General features: G+C 44.2%; 15 protein-coding genes and 1 pseudogene. 1 reads left to right on the top strand and 15 read right to left on the bottom strand.

The genetic code is table 11. The features are described 5' to 3' along the window. Positions 1-38: 38 nt before the first annotated feature. From QZ147_RS04345 to topA, 5 genes are all read right to left on the bottom strand, one after another. A complete protein-coding gene (locus tag QZ147_RS04345; RefSeq protein ID WP_295147411.1) occupies positions 39-1,313 on the bottom strand; it encodes a citrate synthase in 1,275 nt (424 codons plus the stop codon). Between the two features lie 10 nt (positions 1,314-1,323). Then, on the bottom strand, positions 1,324-2,466 hold the full coding sequence (locus QZ147_RS04340) for a cation:proton antiporter (protein ID WP_295147408.1): 1,143 nt from the start codon (positions 2,464-2,466) through the stop codon (positions 1,324-1,326). A gap of 119 nt (positions 2,467-2,585) precedes the next feature. Next, positions 2,586-2,933, bottom strand: a complete 348-nt coding sequence (gene crcB / locus QZ147_RS04335) for a fluoride efflux transporter CrcB (RefSeq protein ID WP_295147406.1) — start codon at positions 2,931-2,933, stop codon at positions 2,586-2,588. Next, positions 2,933-3,772, bottom strand: coding sequence for a biotin synthase (locus tag QZ147_RS04330; RefSeq protein WP_295147404.1), 840 nt, complete (start codon positions 3,770-3,772; stop codon positions 2,933-2,935). Before QZ147_RS04330 ends, crcB begins: the two co-directional genes overlap by 1 nt. 307 nt (positions 3,773-4,079) lie before the next feature. Further along, on the bottom strand, positions 4,080-6,188 hold the full coding sequence (gene topA, locus QZ147_RS04325; RefSeq protein WP_295147401.1) for a type I DNA topoisomerase: 2,109 nt from the start codon (positions 6,186-6,188) through the stop codon (positions 4,080-4,082). A 161-nt stretch (positions 6,189-6,349) separates the two neighbouring features. Here topA and QZ147_RS04320 point away from each other — a divergent pair, with 161 nt between their 5' ends. Continuing rightward, a complete protein-coding gene (locus QZ147_RS04320) occupies positions 6,350-7,837 on the top strand; it encodes a flagellin B (protein WP_295147398.1) in 1,488 nt (495 codons plus the stop codon). 61 nt (positions 7,838-7,898) lie between these two features. On the opposite strand, the gene QZ147_RS04315 is transcribed toward QZ147_RS04320, so the two are convergent. The 10 genes and pseudogenes from QZ147_RS04315 to QZ147_RS04270 all read right to left on the bottom strand — a co-directional run. Then, positions 7,899-8,669, bottom strand: coding sequence for an oxidoreductase (locus QZ147_RS04315; RefSeq protein ID WP_295147396.1), 771 nt, complete (start codon positions 8,667-8,669; stop codon positions 7,899-7,901). Next, on the bottom strand, positions 8,663-9,364 hold the full coding sequence (locus tag QZ147_RS04310; protein WP_295147392.1) for an acylneuraminate cytidylyltransferase family protein: 702 nt from the start codon (positions 9,362-9,364) through the stop codon (positions 8,663-8,665). Before QZ147_RS04310 ends, QZ147_RS04315 begins: the two co-directional genes overlap by 7 nt. Further along, a complete protein-coding gene (locus QZ147_RS04305) occupies positions 9,361-10,251 on the bottom strand; it encodes a Gfo/Idh/MocA family oxidoreductase (protein ID WP_295147390.1) in 891 nt (296 codons plus the stop codon). Before QZ147_RS04305 ends, QZ147_RS04310 begins: the two co-directional genes overlap by 4 nt. Further along, positions 10,251-11,297 carry a nucleotidyltransferase family protein gene (locus tag QZ147_RS04300; RefSeq protein ID WP_295147387.1) on the bottom strand — a complete coding sequence of 349 codons (1,047 nt, stop codon included), beginning with the start codon at positions 11,295-11,297 and terminating at the stop codon, positions 10,251-10,253. Before QZ147_RS04300 ends, QZ147_RS04305 begins: the two co-directional genes overlap by 1 nt. Positions 11,298-11,300: 3 nt before the next feature. Next, complete coding sequence (neuC, locus tag QZ147_RS04295; RefSeq protein ID WP_295147384.1) at positions 11,301-12,452, bottom strand: UDP-N-acetylglucosamine 2-epimerase; 1,152 nt, start codon at positions 12,450-12,452, stop codon at positions 11,301-11,303. Beyond that, a complete protein-coding gene (gene neuB / locus QZ147_RS04290) occupies positions 12,449-13,447 on the bottom strand; it encodes an N-acetylneuraminate synthase (RefSeq protein ID WP_295147382.1) in 999 nt (332 codons plus the stop codon). Before neuB ends, neuC begins: the two co-directional genes overlap by 4 nt. Then, positions 13,444-14,016 (bottom strand): NeuD/PglB/VioB family sugar acetyltransferase, encoded by a 573-nt coding sequence (locus QZ147_RS04285; RefSeq protein ID WP_295147380.1) that lies wholly within the window; start codon positions 14,014-14,016, stop codon positions 13,444-13,446. Before QZ147_RS04285 ends, neuB begins: the two co-directional genes overlap by 4 nt. 1 nt (position 14,017) lies before the next feature. Then, positions 14,018-15,169 (bottom strand): LegC family aminotransferase, encoded by a 1,152-nt coding sequence (locus QZ147_RS04280; protein ID WP_295147377.1) that lies wholly within the window; start codon positions 15,167-15,169, stop codon positions 14,018-14,020. After that, positions 15,156-16,343 carry a UDP-N-acetylglucosamine 4,6-dehydratase gene (locus QZ147_RS04275; protein ID WP_366508776.1) on the bottom strand — a complete coding sequence of 396 codons (1,188 nt, stop codon included), beginning with the start codon at positions 16,341-16,343 and terminating at the stop codon, positions 15,156-15,158. The genes QZ147_RS04280 and QZ147_RS04275 overlap by 14 nt, the downstream gene beginning before the upstream one ends. Beyond that, a pseudogene (locus QZ147_RS04270) lies at positions 16,343-16,660 on the bottom strand (motility accessory factor); the annotation flags it as partial. The gene QZ147_RS04275 and the pseudogene QZ147_RS04270, both read right to left, overlap by 1 nt.

The following is a 16,660-nucleotide window of genomic DNA, read 5'->3' as shown; positions in this document are numbered from 1 at the left end:
AGCTTCTAAAAATCGCCAAAAAGATCGAAGACAACGCGCTATTTCGGCGTCCTATTCGTCTCGCCCACGTATAGCTGCCTCGGCCTCACGATCTTGATACTCTCCTGCTCTTTTAGCTCTATCCACTGACTGATCCAGCCTGGGATCCTGCCGATGACGAAAATAACCGCAAACATATCGTTTGGTATGCTAAGGGCTTTTAAAATCAGCCCAGAGTAAAAATCGACGTTCGGATAGAGGTTGCGCGAGATGAAATACTCGTCGTTTAGCGCGATCTCTTCGATCTTTTTGGCGATTTTTAGAAGCTCGGTGTTTATGCCGATCTCGTCAAATAGCTTATCGCACATAGATTTTAGCACCTTGGCGCGCGGATCGAAGTTTTTATACACGCGGTGGCCGAACCCCATCAGCCTAAACGGATCGTTTTTGTCCTTGGCGCGGGCGATGTATTTATCGACGTTTTCTACTGAGCCGATCTGCTCTAGCTGACGGATGACGCCTTCGTTTGCACCCCCGTGAGCCCAGCCCCATAGCGCTCCGATACCAGCGGCGATACACGCATACGGGTGCGCGTGCGTCGAGCCTACGGTGCGAACGGTCGTCGTAGAGGCGTTTTGCTCGTGGTCGGCGTGCAGCATAAAGACCGTATCAAGCGCCTTGACCTCGATCGGGCGCAAATTTACGTGCTCGTACGGGTAGCTCCTCATCATGTAGAGGAAATTTTCCGTAAAGCCGCGGTCTAAATTTGGATAAATGATCGGCAATCCGCGCGAAAATCTATAAGAAAACGCCGCGATAGTAGGAATTTTGGCGATTATTCGCATCGCCATCTCGTGATACTCCTCTGGTTTGTCCATATTTAGGTGATCGGAGTAAAACGCCGAGAGCGCCGCTACTGCCGCCTGCAGGATCGCCATCGGGTGTGCCTTATCCGGAAAGGCGTCAAAGAGCTTCATCATACCCTCGTGGATGAAGCTGCGTTTTTTAAGCTCGAGTTTAAATTCGTCGTATTGCTTTTTATCCGGCAGCTCTTTATTTAGCAGCAGATACGCCACGTCGATGAAGGTTTTGTTCTCCGCTAGATACGCGATGTCGTAGCCGCGGTACATCAGCTCGCCTTTTAGCCCGTCGATATAAGTGATGCTAGAGCGGCACATCGCCGTAGACGTTAGTCCGCGGTCAAACGTAAACATCCCAGTATCGCTAAAAAGCGTCGAAATGTCGATTACGTCGGGTCCGACGCTGCCTTGAAGTATCGGGAATTCGTAGGATTTGCCCGTGCGGTTGTCCGTGAGCGTTGCCGTGTTTTGCATTATTCATCCTTTATGATTTTATTAGAGCTTTAATGCTAATTAGCGATATTATAGCCTGAGCGAGGCTTGCTAGTATAAAAGAGGAGTAAAAATTCTCGTCTATATCTCCTGTTTTGTGCGCTATGGTAGCAACCGCGATTAGAAGCGTCAGCGGCATCGATTGAGATAACGCGTATAAGAGTACGCCGCGAAATTTTAGTAAATTTAAAAAGACTAGGCTTGCAAGCAGTCTGCAAAATAACATCGAAATAATTATGAATGCGGCGTTTTTTAGTACTTCCGGCACTAATAAATTTTCAAGACGGAGCGTCGAGCCGATATAGACGAAAAAGGTCGGCACTAAAAAGCCGAAGCCGAAACTTGCGAGCTTGTGCGGCAGGTCTTTTTTATGGTCGAAAAAGCTCGTGATAAAAATTCCCGCTATAAACGCGCCGAATGCTACTTCAAGTCCTAAGAGCACCATGAGCGCGATCATTGCGAAAAATACGGCTATGGAGAGGCGGATATCCTTTTCGTCTTTGTCGTAGTGGGGCATCAGCATCGTTTTTAGCTGCGGATACCACCAAAACAGAACTTCAAGTAGCTTAAATCCAAGCGCGCTTACGCCCAAAAATCCGATTAAATACGCGATACTAATCCAAAGCTTAGCGCCGGCGCCGAACTGTAAATACGCCGCCGTGAAGGTTAGCAGTACGATGCTAATTAGCTCTCCGATGGAGGCTATTAGCATGCTTAAATTTAGCCAGCGCCGTTCTCGGCCATATTCTTTAAATAGCGTAAAAATCATACCTACCGCCATTATCGGGATAATGATGATAAAAAGCGGACTAAGCCCCAGCGCAAGCGTAATGAGCGCGCCAAGGACGTAGATTACGGCGAGGTAGAGGAATCCTAGGCGTAAAATTTTGCGCTCGGCGTTTAAAAACATCCGTAAATCGATCTCCATACCCGCTAGAAACATTAAAAAATAAAATCCGACTTCGCTAATTAGCTTAAAAATTTCGTTATGTCCGATGAAGCCGAAGTAGCCGAAGAGCGCGCCCGCGATGATCTCGATGGGCGCTACGGGGATGCGTAAAATTTTAGAAAAATAAGGCGACGCGAATACGATTAGCGCCATAGATACAAGGATACTAAGCTCGTTTGTTTGCAAATTTTCTCTTTCTTGTTTCGTTAGGGCGAGATTATATCTTAGGGTTAGTTATTTTTTAATAAAGCGCCCGCGCTCTTTAAAAATTTTCGCGGTCGCTTTATATGCGTAAAATTTAGATTTTAGCGAATAACGGTGCCTAGATAACAAAACCCGAGGCAAACAAAAATGCTAAAAAACGCGTTTAAAAATGCTGCCGAAATTTGTCCCGAGCTAAAAAGACGCACCGTCTCATAGCTAAACGTCGAAAACGTCGTAAAACCGCCTAGTGTGCCGACGACTAGAAAGAGCCTTAAATTTTCGCTCAAATTTAACGAGAGTAGTACGCCGATCAAAAAGCTACCGAGAGCATTGACGCAAAGAGTAGCAAGCGGAAAATCGGGACAAAATTTAGCGACCGCGCCGCTTAAAATAGCTCTACAAACTGACCCCAAAAATCCGCCGCACCCGATTAGGAGTAAATTTTGCATCAGTGGCAAAGCGTAACGAAGCTAAATCCGCGCGCCTTAAACTCGGCGATATCGCGGCTGGCGACCTCGCCCTTGGTCGTGAGGTAGTCGCCGATAACGACAGCAGAGACGCCGTGATCAAAGATTTCGTATTGGCGTTCGCCTAAAATTTTCTCCCTACCGCCTGCTATCATCACGCGAGCGTTAGGCAATGCGGCAACGGTGTCGTCGATGATTTTTAGCGCCTCGTCCGCTCCCATAGGCGGCCGTTTGACGCGTAGCGCATCGTTTGGGATAAAGAAATTTATCGGGCTAGAAAACGGATCAAGCCTAGCAAGGCTAGCTTGCAGGCTCGCGCGATCGGCCTGGCTCTCGCCAAGGCCGTAAATGCCGCCCGTGCACAGCATTAGCCCCGCTTCTTTGGCATCGATGTTGGTCTGCCAGCGCTCGTCCCAGCTATGCGTCGAGCAAATTTGCGGGAAAAACTCGCGCGAGGTTTCTAGGTTGTGGTTGTAGCTAAACACGCCCGCGCTTTTTAGCTCTTTTAGCTGCGGTAGCGTCGCCATGCCGTTGCAAGCGATCAGCATGAGGTTTGGAACTTCTTTATTTACGGCGTGCGCGAGGCGGGCGATCTCCTCGGTCTTTTTGTCCGTGAGTCTTGCGCCGCTGGTGACGAGGCAAAAGCCCAGTGCGTGGTTTGCCGCCGCGATCTTGGCCTCGGCGACTACTTGCTCGACGCTTTTCATTTTGTATTTTTCGATGCTGGCATTTATGCCCGCACTTTGCGTACAGTAGCCGCAGTCCTCGGAGCAGTTGCCGGAGCTGACCGAACAAATAGCACATAACATAATAGTTTTCATTAGTTTATTCCTTTTTTTGCGGCTTGTCTCGCGAGCGCTTTTCCGAGATTTCGCAAAATTTTCGCTCCGCAGGCTATATGCCTAGCGCACGCTCAATTTTGCTTCAAAACTCGAAAAATCATCTCGCGATACTTCGCCTTGTCGTTTTTATGTTAAATTTAAAATTTCTGAGTTGCAATCGATAAGGCGACGTATTTTTGCGTTTAGACGAGGCGGAAATGAGCCGAGCGAGGGCGCATACATATAGTATGTAACCGAGCTTCGGCGAAATTTCCAACGAAGTATAAACCAAAAAGACAAGCCACCGCTATTGCTCTGCGATTTGTACCTTCTTCTTACACTTCACACACTCGTGAAACGTCCCCTTTTTGAGCTCTTTTTTGATCATATCGCCGCCGCATTCGTCGCATTTTTGCGCGACCGGCTCATAGTTTGAGATGAAGTCGCATTTTGGGTAGTTTGCGCAGCCGTAAAATTTACCCCTGCGGCTGATGCGCTCGACGATGTCTCCGCCGCATTTTGGACACGGCACGTCGATCTTTTTGAGCTCTTTTTTCGGTTTTGCCACAGCTTCGCCTTCTTGTGCGCCTTGTTCTGCCTTGGCGATATTGCGCGAGTATTTGCACTTAGGGAAATTTCCGCACGCGATAAACTCGCCGTAGCGCCCTTTTCGCAGTAGCAGTTCGCCGCCGCACTCGGGGCACTTCTCGCCGATAGGGGTGGCTACTTTTTGGCTTTTTATGCCCGTTTTGCCGGCCGAAATTTTATCCATAAACGGATGATAAAAATCGCTCAAAAGCTTTTGCCAGTCGGCTTTGTCTTCGGCGACGTGGTCGAGCTTTTCTTCCATATTTGACGTAAATTCGCTATCTACTATATCGCTAAAATGCTCCTCCAAAACGCCCATCATCGTAAAGGCGATCTCGTTTGGCACGAGCTGCTTTTTCTCAACTTTGACGTAGTCGCGAGAGGTCAGCAGCGAGATGGTCGGTGCGTAGGTGCTAGGGCGCCCGATGCCTAGGCTTTCTAGCTTTTTAACGAGTCCGGCTTCCGAGTAGCGAGACGGCGGTTCGGTGAAGTGCTGCGAGCTTTTGATGCTTTGCAGGCTCATCTCGTCGCCGATTTTTAAGTCGGGCAAAATTTTATCCTTATCCATATCGCCGTAAACGCGGTAAAATCCGTCAAACAGCACCTTGCGGCCGCTTATTTTAAACTCGCCTTTTGCTCCCGCGACGAATACGTTTTGCGTCTGGCTAATGCTAGCGCTCATCTGGCAGGCTAAAAAGCGGTTGTAGATGAGCGTGTAGAGGCGCAATGCGTCTTTTTCGAGATATTGCGCGGCGATAGCGGGCGTGAAGCTAAGGTTCGTCGGGCGGATCGCCTCGTGGGCTTCTTGCGCGCCTTTGCTTTTGGTTGCGTAAATTTTAGCCTTTGCCGGCAAGTAGCGTTCGCCGTACTCTTTCTCGATCGTCTCGCGCGCGGCTGCGACGGCTTCTTTGGCGAGGTTTAGGCTATCCGTTCTCATGTAGGTTATCGCGCCCATAAAGCCCTGGTGCGTCTGCACGCCCTCGTATAAATTTTGCGCGATCATCATCGTTTTTTTCGGGCTAAAGCCTAGGCGGTTGCTCGCGCTTTGCTGTAGCGTCGAGGTCATAAAAGGCGGCGCAGGCTCGGTTTTGCGCTCTTTGGCTTCGATCTCGCGGACGCTAAATTTATCGCTTTTTAGATTTTCCACGATAAATTTGGCTCGGTCGGCGTTTGTTATCGTTAGCTTTTCTATCTTTTGTGCTTCAAATTTAACCAGCTCGGCATCGAGGTCTTTTTTGAAAACGGCGTCAATGCTGTGGTATTCGATCGGTTTAAAGTCTCTAATCTCGCGCTCGCGGTCTACGATGATTTTTAGAGCGGCGCTTTGCACGCGTCCGGCGCTTAGGCCTTTTTGGATTTTTAAATTTAATAGCGGCGAGAGCTTGTAGCCAACGATTCGATCTAGCAGGCGGCGGGCTTGTTGCGCGTTTACGCTATCCATATTTATAGTGCGCGGGTTTTTTAGAGCCGCTTCGATGGCGCTTTTTGTGATCTCGTGAAACACGATGCGAGGCAGGCTCTCGGGCTTTTTGCCGATGGCTGCGGCGATGTGGTAGGCGATGGCCTCTCCTTCGCGGTCCTCATCGGTTGCGAGGTAGATTTGGTCGGCGCTTTTAGCTAGTTCTTTGATCTCTTTTACGATTGCGGAGTGATCGGCGCTTATTTTGTACTCGGGCGTAAATTTTTCACCCTCGATCTTGATACCGAATGCCGTCTTTGGCAGATCTCTGATATGGCCTTTTGATGCGATGACGTCGTAGTCGCTTCCGAGGAAATTTTTTATCGTTTTGGCTTTCGCGGGCGACTCCACGATGATTAAGCTTTTCATTAATATAGCCTTTTTATTTTTTTGCGGTAATTGTAGCAAAAATTTTGGCCGAAAAAGAAATTTGAAAATTTCTCCGTCTTACCTATAAACTTTTTTTATTTTTTTCCGATATGGTTTTCGTGCGACAAGAAGTCGTAACTAAAAACTTAAAAGGATTTACAATGGCATTTAGAATTAACACCAACGTTAATGCGTTAAATACGCATGCAAACTCAGTAGCAAACGAGACCGGTTTATCAAAATCTCTCGGTAAATTAAGCTCAGGCTTACGTATCCAAACGGCAGCGGACGACGCTTCTGGTCTATCTATCGCAGACAGCCTAAGAAGCCAAGCTAGCGCTCTTGGTCAAGCTATCGCAAACGGCAACGACGCTATCGGTATCATCCAAGTAGCGGATAAGGCAATGGACGAGCAGCTAAAAATTCTTGATACTATCAAGACAAAAGCTACTCAATCAGCTCAAGACGGCCAAACTACTCAATCTCGCCAAGCGCTTCAAGCAGACATCGTTCGTCTAATGGAAGAGCTAGACAACATCGGTAACACTACGTCTTTCAACGGTCAGCAACTACTAAACGGAACGTTTAATAATAAAGAATTCCAAATCGGCGCTTATTCAAACCAAACCGTTAAGGCTTCTATCGGTGCTACTACGTCCGATAAAATCGGTTTAACTCGCTTCGAGAGTTCTGCGTTATTAAGCGGTACCGGTAAGGTTAATCTTAAATTTTTAGATGTTGACGGCGTGAACAACGTAGGTGTAATCGAAACCGTAGTTTCAACTGGTCTTGGTAAAGGTCTAGGAAAACTAGCTGAAAATATCAATAAAGTAGCTGAAAGAACCGGTATTAGAGCAACTGCTGATGTTACTTGGATAGGTAAAGGCGCAGTTAAATCAGGCAGCATGGTTTCCGTTAGTATTAACGGCGTAAAGATAGGCGATTTAGAAGTACAAGCTGGCGACGCAAACGGCGCTTTGGTAAATGCTATTAATGCCGTGAAAGATCAAACCGGCGTTCAAGCCTCTATCGACTCCGAAAAGGGTAGTCTAGTACTAACTAGCCGCGACGGTCGCGCTATCGAAGTAAAAGGTAAAATAAGTACGTTCGGCGATAATAAGGCGCTTTTGACCAAAACTTTTATAGGCCGCATCAATCTTGTTCGTCTAGACGGAAGAGACATTAAAATGTCTGTAACTGGCAATACTGGTCTTTCTATTGCATTTACAAAAGCTGGCGGTGCTCAAAAATCAGTATCTATGAGGGAAATCCGTGGTCAAATCGACGGTGCGCTAGCTACTGCGATGGGCTTTTCAAGAAATAGTGCGAGCTTAACAGTGGCTCAATCAGCAGGCGTTATGACGCTTCGCGGCGCAATGGCGGTTATGGATATTGCTGAATCTGCTCAAAAAACGCTAGATCAAGTTCGTTCTGACCTAGGTTCCGTTCAAAATCAGCTTCAAGCGACGGTTAATAACATTACCGTAACACAGGTGAACGTCAAATCAGCTGAAAGCCAAATCAGGGATGTGGATTTTGCAGCAGAGAGTGCGACATTCTCTAAACACAATATCCTAGCTCAATCAGGCGCTTACGCGATGAGTCAAGCTAACAGCGTTCAACAAAACGTTTTAAAATTACTTCAATAATTAAACATAAACCCCGAGCCGCTCGACTTGGGGTTTAAAATTTAACCCGTAAAATTTATCGCTATAAACTAAACCCGTCATCAACTACGATATTTTGCCCGTTTACAAATTTAGAGCTATCGCTTAAAAGATAGATGAGTGCTCCTACTATATCGCTTGCATCAAGCATTCCTTTTGTTCCGCATCTTCTTTTATATTGGCTTAAAAATGGCTCCGGCTGCCCGTCTAAAATCCCGCCGGGGCTTATAGCGTTTACTCTTATATGATCTTTTTTAAACATTTTTGCCATATATTTTGTCATACCGATTAATCCGTGCTTTACGGCGGTGTACTCGATAGGCGAGTGCATATTCGTACCCTCATAGGTCTCAAACGCCGGAGCCCCGATACCTTGAATAGATGAGATATTTATGATATTTCCATATCCTTGCTCTAAAAAATATTTAACGAAAATTTGCGAGATATTAAAGTATCCGCCAAGATGCAATGAGACGAAATCGTTAAAATCTTGCATATCTATCTCAAAAAACTTCTTGCCGAAATTTTTGCTTATAGGGTAGGCGTTATTTACCAGAGCATCTATCCTGCCGTATTTATCGCGTAAAATTTCAATCGCGCCTTCAACCGATTTTTTAGAGCAAATGTCGATATTTAAAACTTCTATTTTAGCTTTTGTATTCGTTTTTAAAATTTCCTCTTTTAGAGCGCCGGCCTTGGCGACGTTAGTCTCTGCGATTACGCCTGTGCCGTTTTGGGCGACGATAGCTTTTATAAAAGCGCTTCCTATGCGGCCCGCACCGCCCGTTACTACGATCACTTTATCTTTTAGCATTTTTTTTCTCCCATTAAAAATTCGACGAATTTAAAATCAAGCTCGCTATCTATGTCTATCGATCTCTCTTCCGGCATTACGTAAAGTCCGGTTTTTGGTAAAAATACGCTATCTTCATTTAGCAAAACGTCTCTTTTCCAGATGTAAATAGATGCGTTCATATCGTAAGTTTTGGGCGCGTCTTGTCGGCAAAGTATCTGTTTTTGCGGTTTTTTAGATAGTCCGACCGAGCCGTCGTTAAAAATTTCGATCAAGTTAAAGTAAGGGCTTCGCCTGCTTGGAGCCGCCGTGATTAAATTTTCGTTGCCGTCTTTTAAGAATTGATCAAAAGAGTTTACGATGTCGCTAGCGTCCCTTAAAGGCGAAGTGGCGTCTAAATCTATGACGTAGTCGAATTTTTGATTAAAATGAGCCTCGCTTCTTAAAAGCGCGTCTTTTATGGCGTCTAGTTTGCCTGCCACGTCGCTAGCTAGCGCCGCATCTCTTTTAAAAAAAACTTCGCCGCCGAATTTAACCGCGACATCTGCGATGAGGTCGCTATCGGTACTGATTACTACGTGCTTAAAAAGCCCGCTTTGCCTGGCTTGCTCTATGGAGTGGGCTATTAGGGGCTTGCCTAAAAGCTCTCTTACGTTTTTGCTTTTGACGCCTTTGCTGCCGCCTCTGGCGCATATCGTGCATAAAATTTCGCTCATCTTTGCTCCTGAATTTCTTTGATGATCTCCATGGTTTTTAGTCCTTCGTTAAAATCGCAGGCGAGTTTTTGCTTGCCCAAAATATCTTGATGCATCTTTAAAAACATAAAATTTCGCTCAAATTTTCTAGCTTTGTATCTTTTTTGTTCGCCTGATTTATCCTTTTTGATTAGCTCGTTTGAGATAAAATTTAGCGTATATGTCGCATCGTTTGTTTGGATAATTAAATTTCTATAAACGGTGTGGCTTAGGTAGTCTATGCTAATGCTAACAAAGCCGAATTTGCTTTTTGCGATTATTAGGCATAAATCGTCGCTTGAAATTTGCAGATCCGATACCTTGCCATTTAGGCTTTTGATATCGGTTAGCTCGCCGCAAAGCCATGCGGCGTAGTCTATTTCATGGCTTAGATCAAGCAGCACTCCGCCGCCCATTTTGCCGTTTGCGCTGTAACATTTCGTGTAATCTCCGCTTCTCCAGGTCGGCAGATACTGACCGCAAATGGCGTTTAGGTAGATGATTTTTTCGTCTTTTAGCATATTTTTAAGGCGGCTAAGCAGCGGATGGTAGCGCAGGACGTAGCCTACTAAAATTTGATTATTTTTTGGACGGAAGCTATAAAAAGTATCAAAAAGCGGCTTTTCGCAAAGGATTATTTTGCCTTTTACGTTTTCGTCTAAAAATTTTAAAATTTCAAGATGCGTGCTAGTGGGCGTCGCGACGACGAAATAGTCAAATTCTACCAAATTTGCGTCTTTTAAATTTTTATAGCATTTTTTATCCGCTACGTTTTGACCGGTGACTAGCTCTACGCGAGCGCAAATTTGCTCTAAAATCTCGCAATGTCGCTTGCCTATCGAGCCGTACCCTACGATAAGAGCATTCATCAAAATATCCTATCGTAGTCTTCGTTTGCTTTTTGATACTCTTCCATCCTGCCTATATCTATCCAGTATTCGTATAACGGAAAGGATACGGTATTTTCGCCGTTTTTTATCAGCTCGGTAAAAAGCGTAGGTATATCGAAAAACTCATTTTTGGGTATAAATTTTAGCGCTCCTGGCTCAAGCATATATATGCCTGCGCTTACGAAAAATTTATAGACGGGCTTTTCTTTTATCGAGACGATTTTATTATCTTTTATATTTACGACGCCGTAAGGTATCTGCGTATCGTACTCTCTGACGCACATGGTGGCTACGGCGTTATTCATAGAGTGGTAGTTAAATATATGCTCGAAATTAGCGTCCGTTAAAAGATCGCCGTTCATCACAAAAAACGGTTCTTTTGGAATTTCTTTTAATAAGCTCAATGCACCCGCCGTGCCTAATCTTTTTTCTTCTAAAATATACTCTATCTTTACGCCGAATTTGCTCCCGTCGCCAAAGTAGTCTTTTATGATCTGGGCGTTAAAATTTACGCACATTACGATATCTATGTAGCCGTATTTGGCAAATTTTTCCACTATGGTTTGAAGGATGGGCTTATTGCCTACTTTTAGCATAGGTTTTGGCGTATTTTCGGTGAGCGGCCTTAGCCTTGTGCCTAGTCCTCCGACCATTAGCACTACTTTGTTGGGCTTTACGGCGGGCTTTATGATGTCTTCGATGTCCTCGATGCCCACGAATTTGCCGTCGTTATCTAAAAGCAAAATTTTATGCAATCTTTTTCTTAGCGCTATGCTTAGTATGGTCTCTTTTGCATCGCCGATATTTGCGGTGCTAGGGTTTTTAGCGACGATGCTTTCTATGGGGCTATCTAGCCCAAGGCCGTTTAAAAGCCCGCGTCTAACGTCGCCGTCGGTTACCGTGCCGATTAGGTTGTCGTTGTCGTCGGTGATGACGGCGATTTGCATATTGCCGTTATTTATGGTTCGCAAGACGTCTTTTATGGTCGAGTTTATATTTAGTCTTATATTATTTGCCGCTCTCATAGCTCACCTTATATCGTAAAATTTCTTTTTTAAAATACCCTCTAAATTTGCGTTTTTTAAAATTTCTACTATCTTTTTGCTGGATTCTCCGCCGTCGTAAGGATTTAGGGTATCTTTTAAAATTTGCCTAAATTCGCTCGAGTAAGCTCTCTTTATCGCGCCTAAAATTTCATCCTTTTTTGGCTCGCAGTCGATTACGCTGCTAGCTTTTATGCGGCCTTTTTGCCTATCTCCGACATTTATCGTAGCAACCTTAAAGCTAGGCGCTTCCGCTAGTCCGCTAGAGCTATTTCCCAGCACTATATCTACGAATTTTAACGCGCTTAGGTATCTAAGCTGTCCCAGAGAAGCAAAGCATACGCAGTTTTTATGCATTTTTACGTATTTATCGATTGTTTCGTTTATTATTAGGCCGTTCGTGTCGCTATTTGCTTTGGTAAAGATTATGTTCGTGTCTTTTAGCTCGCTAAGCGCGCCCAAAATTTGCTCAAATTGCTCTTTTGCGGTGCCGTTTTCAAGCGTAACGGGATGAAAGGTAACCAATATATTTTTTTTATTTAGCTTAAAATTTATAGATTTTTCAAATTCGGCTTTGCTTAGCAAATTTAGCTTTTTTATATTTTCTATGCCCATTCCGCCGACGTTAAAAACCCTTTCAGGACTTTCGCCAAGCTGGATAACTCTATTTTTGTATTCTTTGGTTGCCACAAAGTGCAGGTGGCTCATCTTGGTTAGGCTGTGCCTAAATGCCTCGTCAAACGCGCCTTGCGTCGTCTCTCCGCCGTGAATATGGGCTATGGGGATACGCATAACGCAAGCGCAAGTACCCACGGAAAAAATCTCGTATCTATCGCCTAAAAGTACCAAAACATCAGGTTTTAGCCTACTAAAAGCCGCTGCGAATTTTTCTAAGGCTAGTCCCATTGATTTGCAAATTTGGATGTCGCTATCATCATCCGTTAGGATGTCTATTTTTTCGTCTATCTTAAAATCTTTTTCTATTTCTTGATATGTTAGCCCGAAATTTTTGCTTAAATGCATTCCCGTGGCGATGATTTGCAGCTCCAAGCTAGGCTCGTTTTGCACGGCTTTTAAAAGATGATATAAAAGTCCGTAGTCGGCTCTGGTGCTGGTTACGACGCAAATTTTTCTCATATTAGCTCATCTTGTTTGTAGTCTTTTTGAGCCGTTTTACCTATCGTTTCGTCCCATCTCATCGGACTTATGCCGTTTCCGGGACGCTTGGCGCAGAGGTTTTTCTCGCTAAAAATTTCGCCTTTTTTGATGCCCGTTTTAGCGACGATAGACTTTCGCGCGACGTTTATATTTTCGCTCTCGCTGGGGCTAGCTTTTTTTACGCCGTTTCCAAGCGCCAGCTCTATGTTTCTAATTGCCTCCACCATCGCTTTTAGCTCGCTAGGCTCTAAACTTGCTCTGTGATCGGGACCTTGCATATTTTTATCCAAAGTAAAGTGCTTTTCTATGATGCTAGCTCCCAGCGCTACAGCGGCTATTGGCACCTCGATGCCTAGCGTGTGGTCGCTGTATCCGACATCTAGCTTAAATGCCTCTTTCATCGTTAGCATCGCTTTTAAATTTACGTCTCGCATAGGCGTTGGATACTGCGTATTTGCGTGTAATAAGGCGATGTTTTCGCGATCTGTGCCACTTTGCGTCAGAGCGTTTATAGCGGCTTCTACCTCTCCCAAATTTGCCATTCCGGTTGAAAGTATGATTTTTTTATTTAGTCTGCCTATTTGCCTTAGATATGGCAAATTTGTAATCTCTCCGCTAGGGATTTTAAAAATCTCCAATCCAAAGCCGTCTAAAAGCTCGATGCTGTCGCTGTCAAAAGGTGTCGATAGAAACATTATGTTTTTAAATTTGCAGTATTTTATCAGCTCTTTGTGTGCATCCGCGTTTAGTTCCAGCTTTTTTATCATTTCAAACTGGGATTCGTCCTTGCCCGTAGTTTGCTCTTGGTAACTTGCTTTTTTAGCATTTTTAGATACGCAAAGCTCGGTTTTAAAGGTCTGAAATTTTACCGCATCGGCTTTTGCTTCCGCTGCGGCGTCTATTAGCTTTTTGGCTAGTTCGATGCCTCCATTGTGATTTACTCCGGCTTCTGCTATGATAAATACTTTTTTCATTTAACCAAACTCCCGGCTTTTATAAATCCGCTTATTTGTATGTATTCCTTTGATACGGAATTGCTCCCAAAAAACGTGTTTTCTCCTACCGCTACGCCGCCGTTGATCACGCTTGCGGTCGAGATATGGCAATGGTTGCCGACGGTCGCATCGTGCTCTATTAAGGCTTTTGAGTTTATGATACAATTACTACCTATTGTTGCGCCTGCATTTATTAACGCGTGATGCATCACCATCGTTCCTTCACCAATCTTGGCGTGTTTTGAAACGTAGGCTAGTGGTGAAACGATAGTAGGGAGATTAAAGCCTATATTTTTTAAACGCTCAAACGCATTTTTTCTAGGGTGCGGCGTTTTTATCTGCCCTATAGATACGAGCGCGTTTTTGCAAATTTGAAAAATATTGCCCAAATCGTTGTCGTCTCCGATAATATCGTATCCCAAAACTTTTTGTCCGACTTTTTCTTTTATATCTACTATGCCGATTATTTTGTATTTATTTTCTAGTTCTATTACGTCTATTGCGCTTTTACAGTGTCCGCCTCCGCCGATTAAAACTATATCTTGCATTTTATGCTCTTGCCGAACTAGGTAAATTTACTACTCGTTCGCTTAAAAATTTAGCATTTTCCAAGCTGTCTCTTCGGCAGTTTTTAAACATATCAAGCTCGCTCATCAGTCGCCAAATAGGGCGCGTGAAAATGCCGCTTTCGTTACTTAGCTTTAAAAATCGATCTCTTTTTTGTGCATCTTCAAACAAAACGGAATTTAGCCAAAAATTCGCCCTTGTGTTTTGCGGTTCGTCTATAAATTTTACGTTGCTAAATTTAGCGAAAAACTCCCGATAAATCGCTGCTAGCCCTCTTTTGCTATCTAAAAAAAGCTCTAAATTTTCAAGCTGGGCTACGAGCAGGGCGGCGTTTATGTTAGGCATTCGGTAGTTGTAGCCGATCTCGTCGTGTCGGTATTCGTAGGGGTGCTGGATTTTGGCGGTGGTGGTAATGTGCTTGGCGTATTTGGCTAGGTTTTCGTCGTTTGTTACTATCGCGCCGCCGCCGCCGCTAGTTACTATTTTATTGCCGTTAAAGCTAAAAGCTCCGAGCTTGCCAAAAACGCCCGCGTGCTTGCCTTTATAATAGCTGCCTAGGCTTTCTGCCGCATCCTCGATCAAGGCGATGCTCCATGCGTCGCAAATTTCTTTTATCTCATCTATCTTGCAAGGAAAACCGAAAGTATGCATCGGTACGCAGGCGCGAACGATTTTGTCGCTAAGTTTTTCTAGGCAAATTCCGTTTTTAACCTCGCAGTTTTCCTTCAAAAATCGCCCGAGCGCCGCAGGACTAAGCCCCAAGTTATCCCTATCTACGTCTATAAAAATAGGCTCTGCTCCCAGATAGGAAATGGCGTTGCAAGTAGCTATGAAAGTAAGGGGTTGAGTAAGGACTAAATCGCTGCTTTTTACGCCTGAAATTTTAAGCGCTATATGAAGAGCGGCGGTGCCGTTTACGGTTGCTACCGCGTATTTAGAGCCGACGATTTTGGCAAATTCGGTTTCAAATTTATCTACGAATTTACCTACGCTTGAAACAAAGCCGGTATCTATGCACTCGTTTAGATACGCTTTTTCGTTGCCGATAAATTTAGGTTCATGAAGCGGGATTTTATCTTTTTTAAAAATGCCTCTTATAAAATCTAAAATTTCGCCGTCGCTACATTTTTCCATCTAAATATTTCCCCGTTTCTTTGTGTGTGAAATTAGGCAAAAGTTCGCAAAATAGCGCTAAAATTTGCTCCTTGTCCCATGCGCCCAAATGTATCATTTGCTCTACTTGGTTTTTAAAATTTTCTAATTTATTGATATCAAATTTAGCTTCATTTTTTATCACTCCGATACTTTTAAAAGTTTCTAGATCAAGTATTTCGCCTTCTGTGAAAAACTCTTCAAAATCCTTCTCTCCGGTCGTATCGCTGGGCGTAAAAAGACAAGGGTACGCGCCGTTTTTGGGTAGCGTTTTAGCTAGTGCCCTGGCTTCATCCTCGTTGTTGCAGATATGGGGCGTAAGGCCTTGCGATTTTAGAAATTTTACCGCGATTTGGCTAAAGGTTATCAGGTGCAATTCGTTGCTTAATTTTGGGAAAAATATATCTAAATTTTCGCCCAAAAGGCAGCTTAAAAGACATAACTCGCCGCTTTCTTCGGGCGTAACGAAATACCGTTTTATATCGTTTGGAGCAACTATGGGCTGGCGTTTTCGCAGGCGCTCTTTAAACCCGTAAAGCAACGAACCGTCGCTAAATGCGACATTGGCAAAACGCGCCATTGAAATTTTAATTTCGCGCGAGTTTTTAGCGGCGAACATTTCCATTATCCGCTTGCTAGCTCCCATCATATTTACGGGATTAGCCGCTTTGTCGGTGCTTACGCAAAAGTATTTTTTAGCGCCTAAATTTGCCGCTTGTTTTATGGTTTTATCGGTATTAAGGATATTGGTCTTTATCATCCGCATCAGCGTAAAGGGGTCTTTTTCGCTTCTTACGTGTTTGAGCGCGGATAAATTTAACACATAGTCAAATGTGCCGTTTTGTGCGATAAAGGCATCAAAAATCTCTGAACCTATATCGATAGCAAACGTCGCAAATTCGCCTTTTATGTAGCCAAACTCGCTTCTTATATCGCGGACTAGCTCGACAAGGTTGTTTTCTGAGATATCTACGACGAAAATTTTTTTCGGATTTCGCTTAAAAATCTCTTTGCAAACGGCCTGCCCGATAGAACCCGCCCCGCCTAAAACCAAAAAGCTAGAATCTGCTACGATGCAGCTAAGTTTGGCTTCAAGCCCGGCTAAATCTTCGCTAAAAAGCTTTTTTTGCCTACCGATTATCTCTAAAATTTCCATTATTTATCTTCTTTTGGAAAAATTCCGCGTTTTTTCATCTCTTGAATTAACGGTTTCAGGGCGTCTTTTGATGTTTCGATATCTGCGTCAAAGCCGCCTGCTGCGGAAAATAACCAGTACTTATGCATCTCTACCCATTCAAGTAGCTTATCTACCTTTTGCATAGTCGTGCTACTAGGAGCTACGGCTATTTTGGCAAGTTCTAGCTCTTGATAAAATACCGACATTTGAAACATAAATTCTATTCTTTTGGCTCTTCTTGGCATTGAGATAAAATCTTTTAGCTTGTCGATCTTTTTTACTATTTTTAATAGCTT

Origin of the sequence: uncultured Campylobacter sp. (genome assembly GCF_905371695.1) — a bacterium.
Classification (GTDB): Bacteria; Campylobacterota; Campylobacteria; order Campylobacterales; family Campylobacteraceae; genus Campylobacter_A.
The sequence above is the reverse complement of the archived record's forward strand: the minus strand, read 5'-3'. Positions and strand labels throughout refer to the sequence as shown.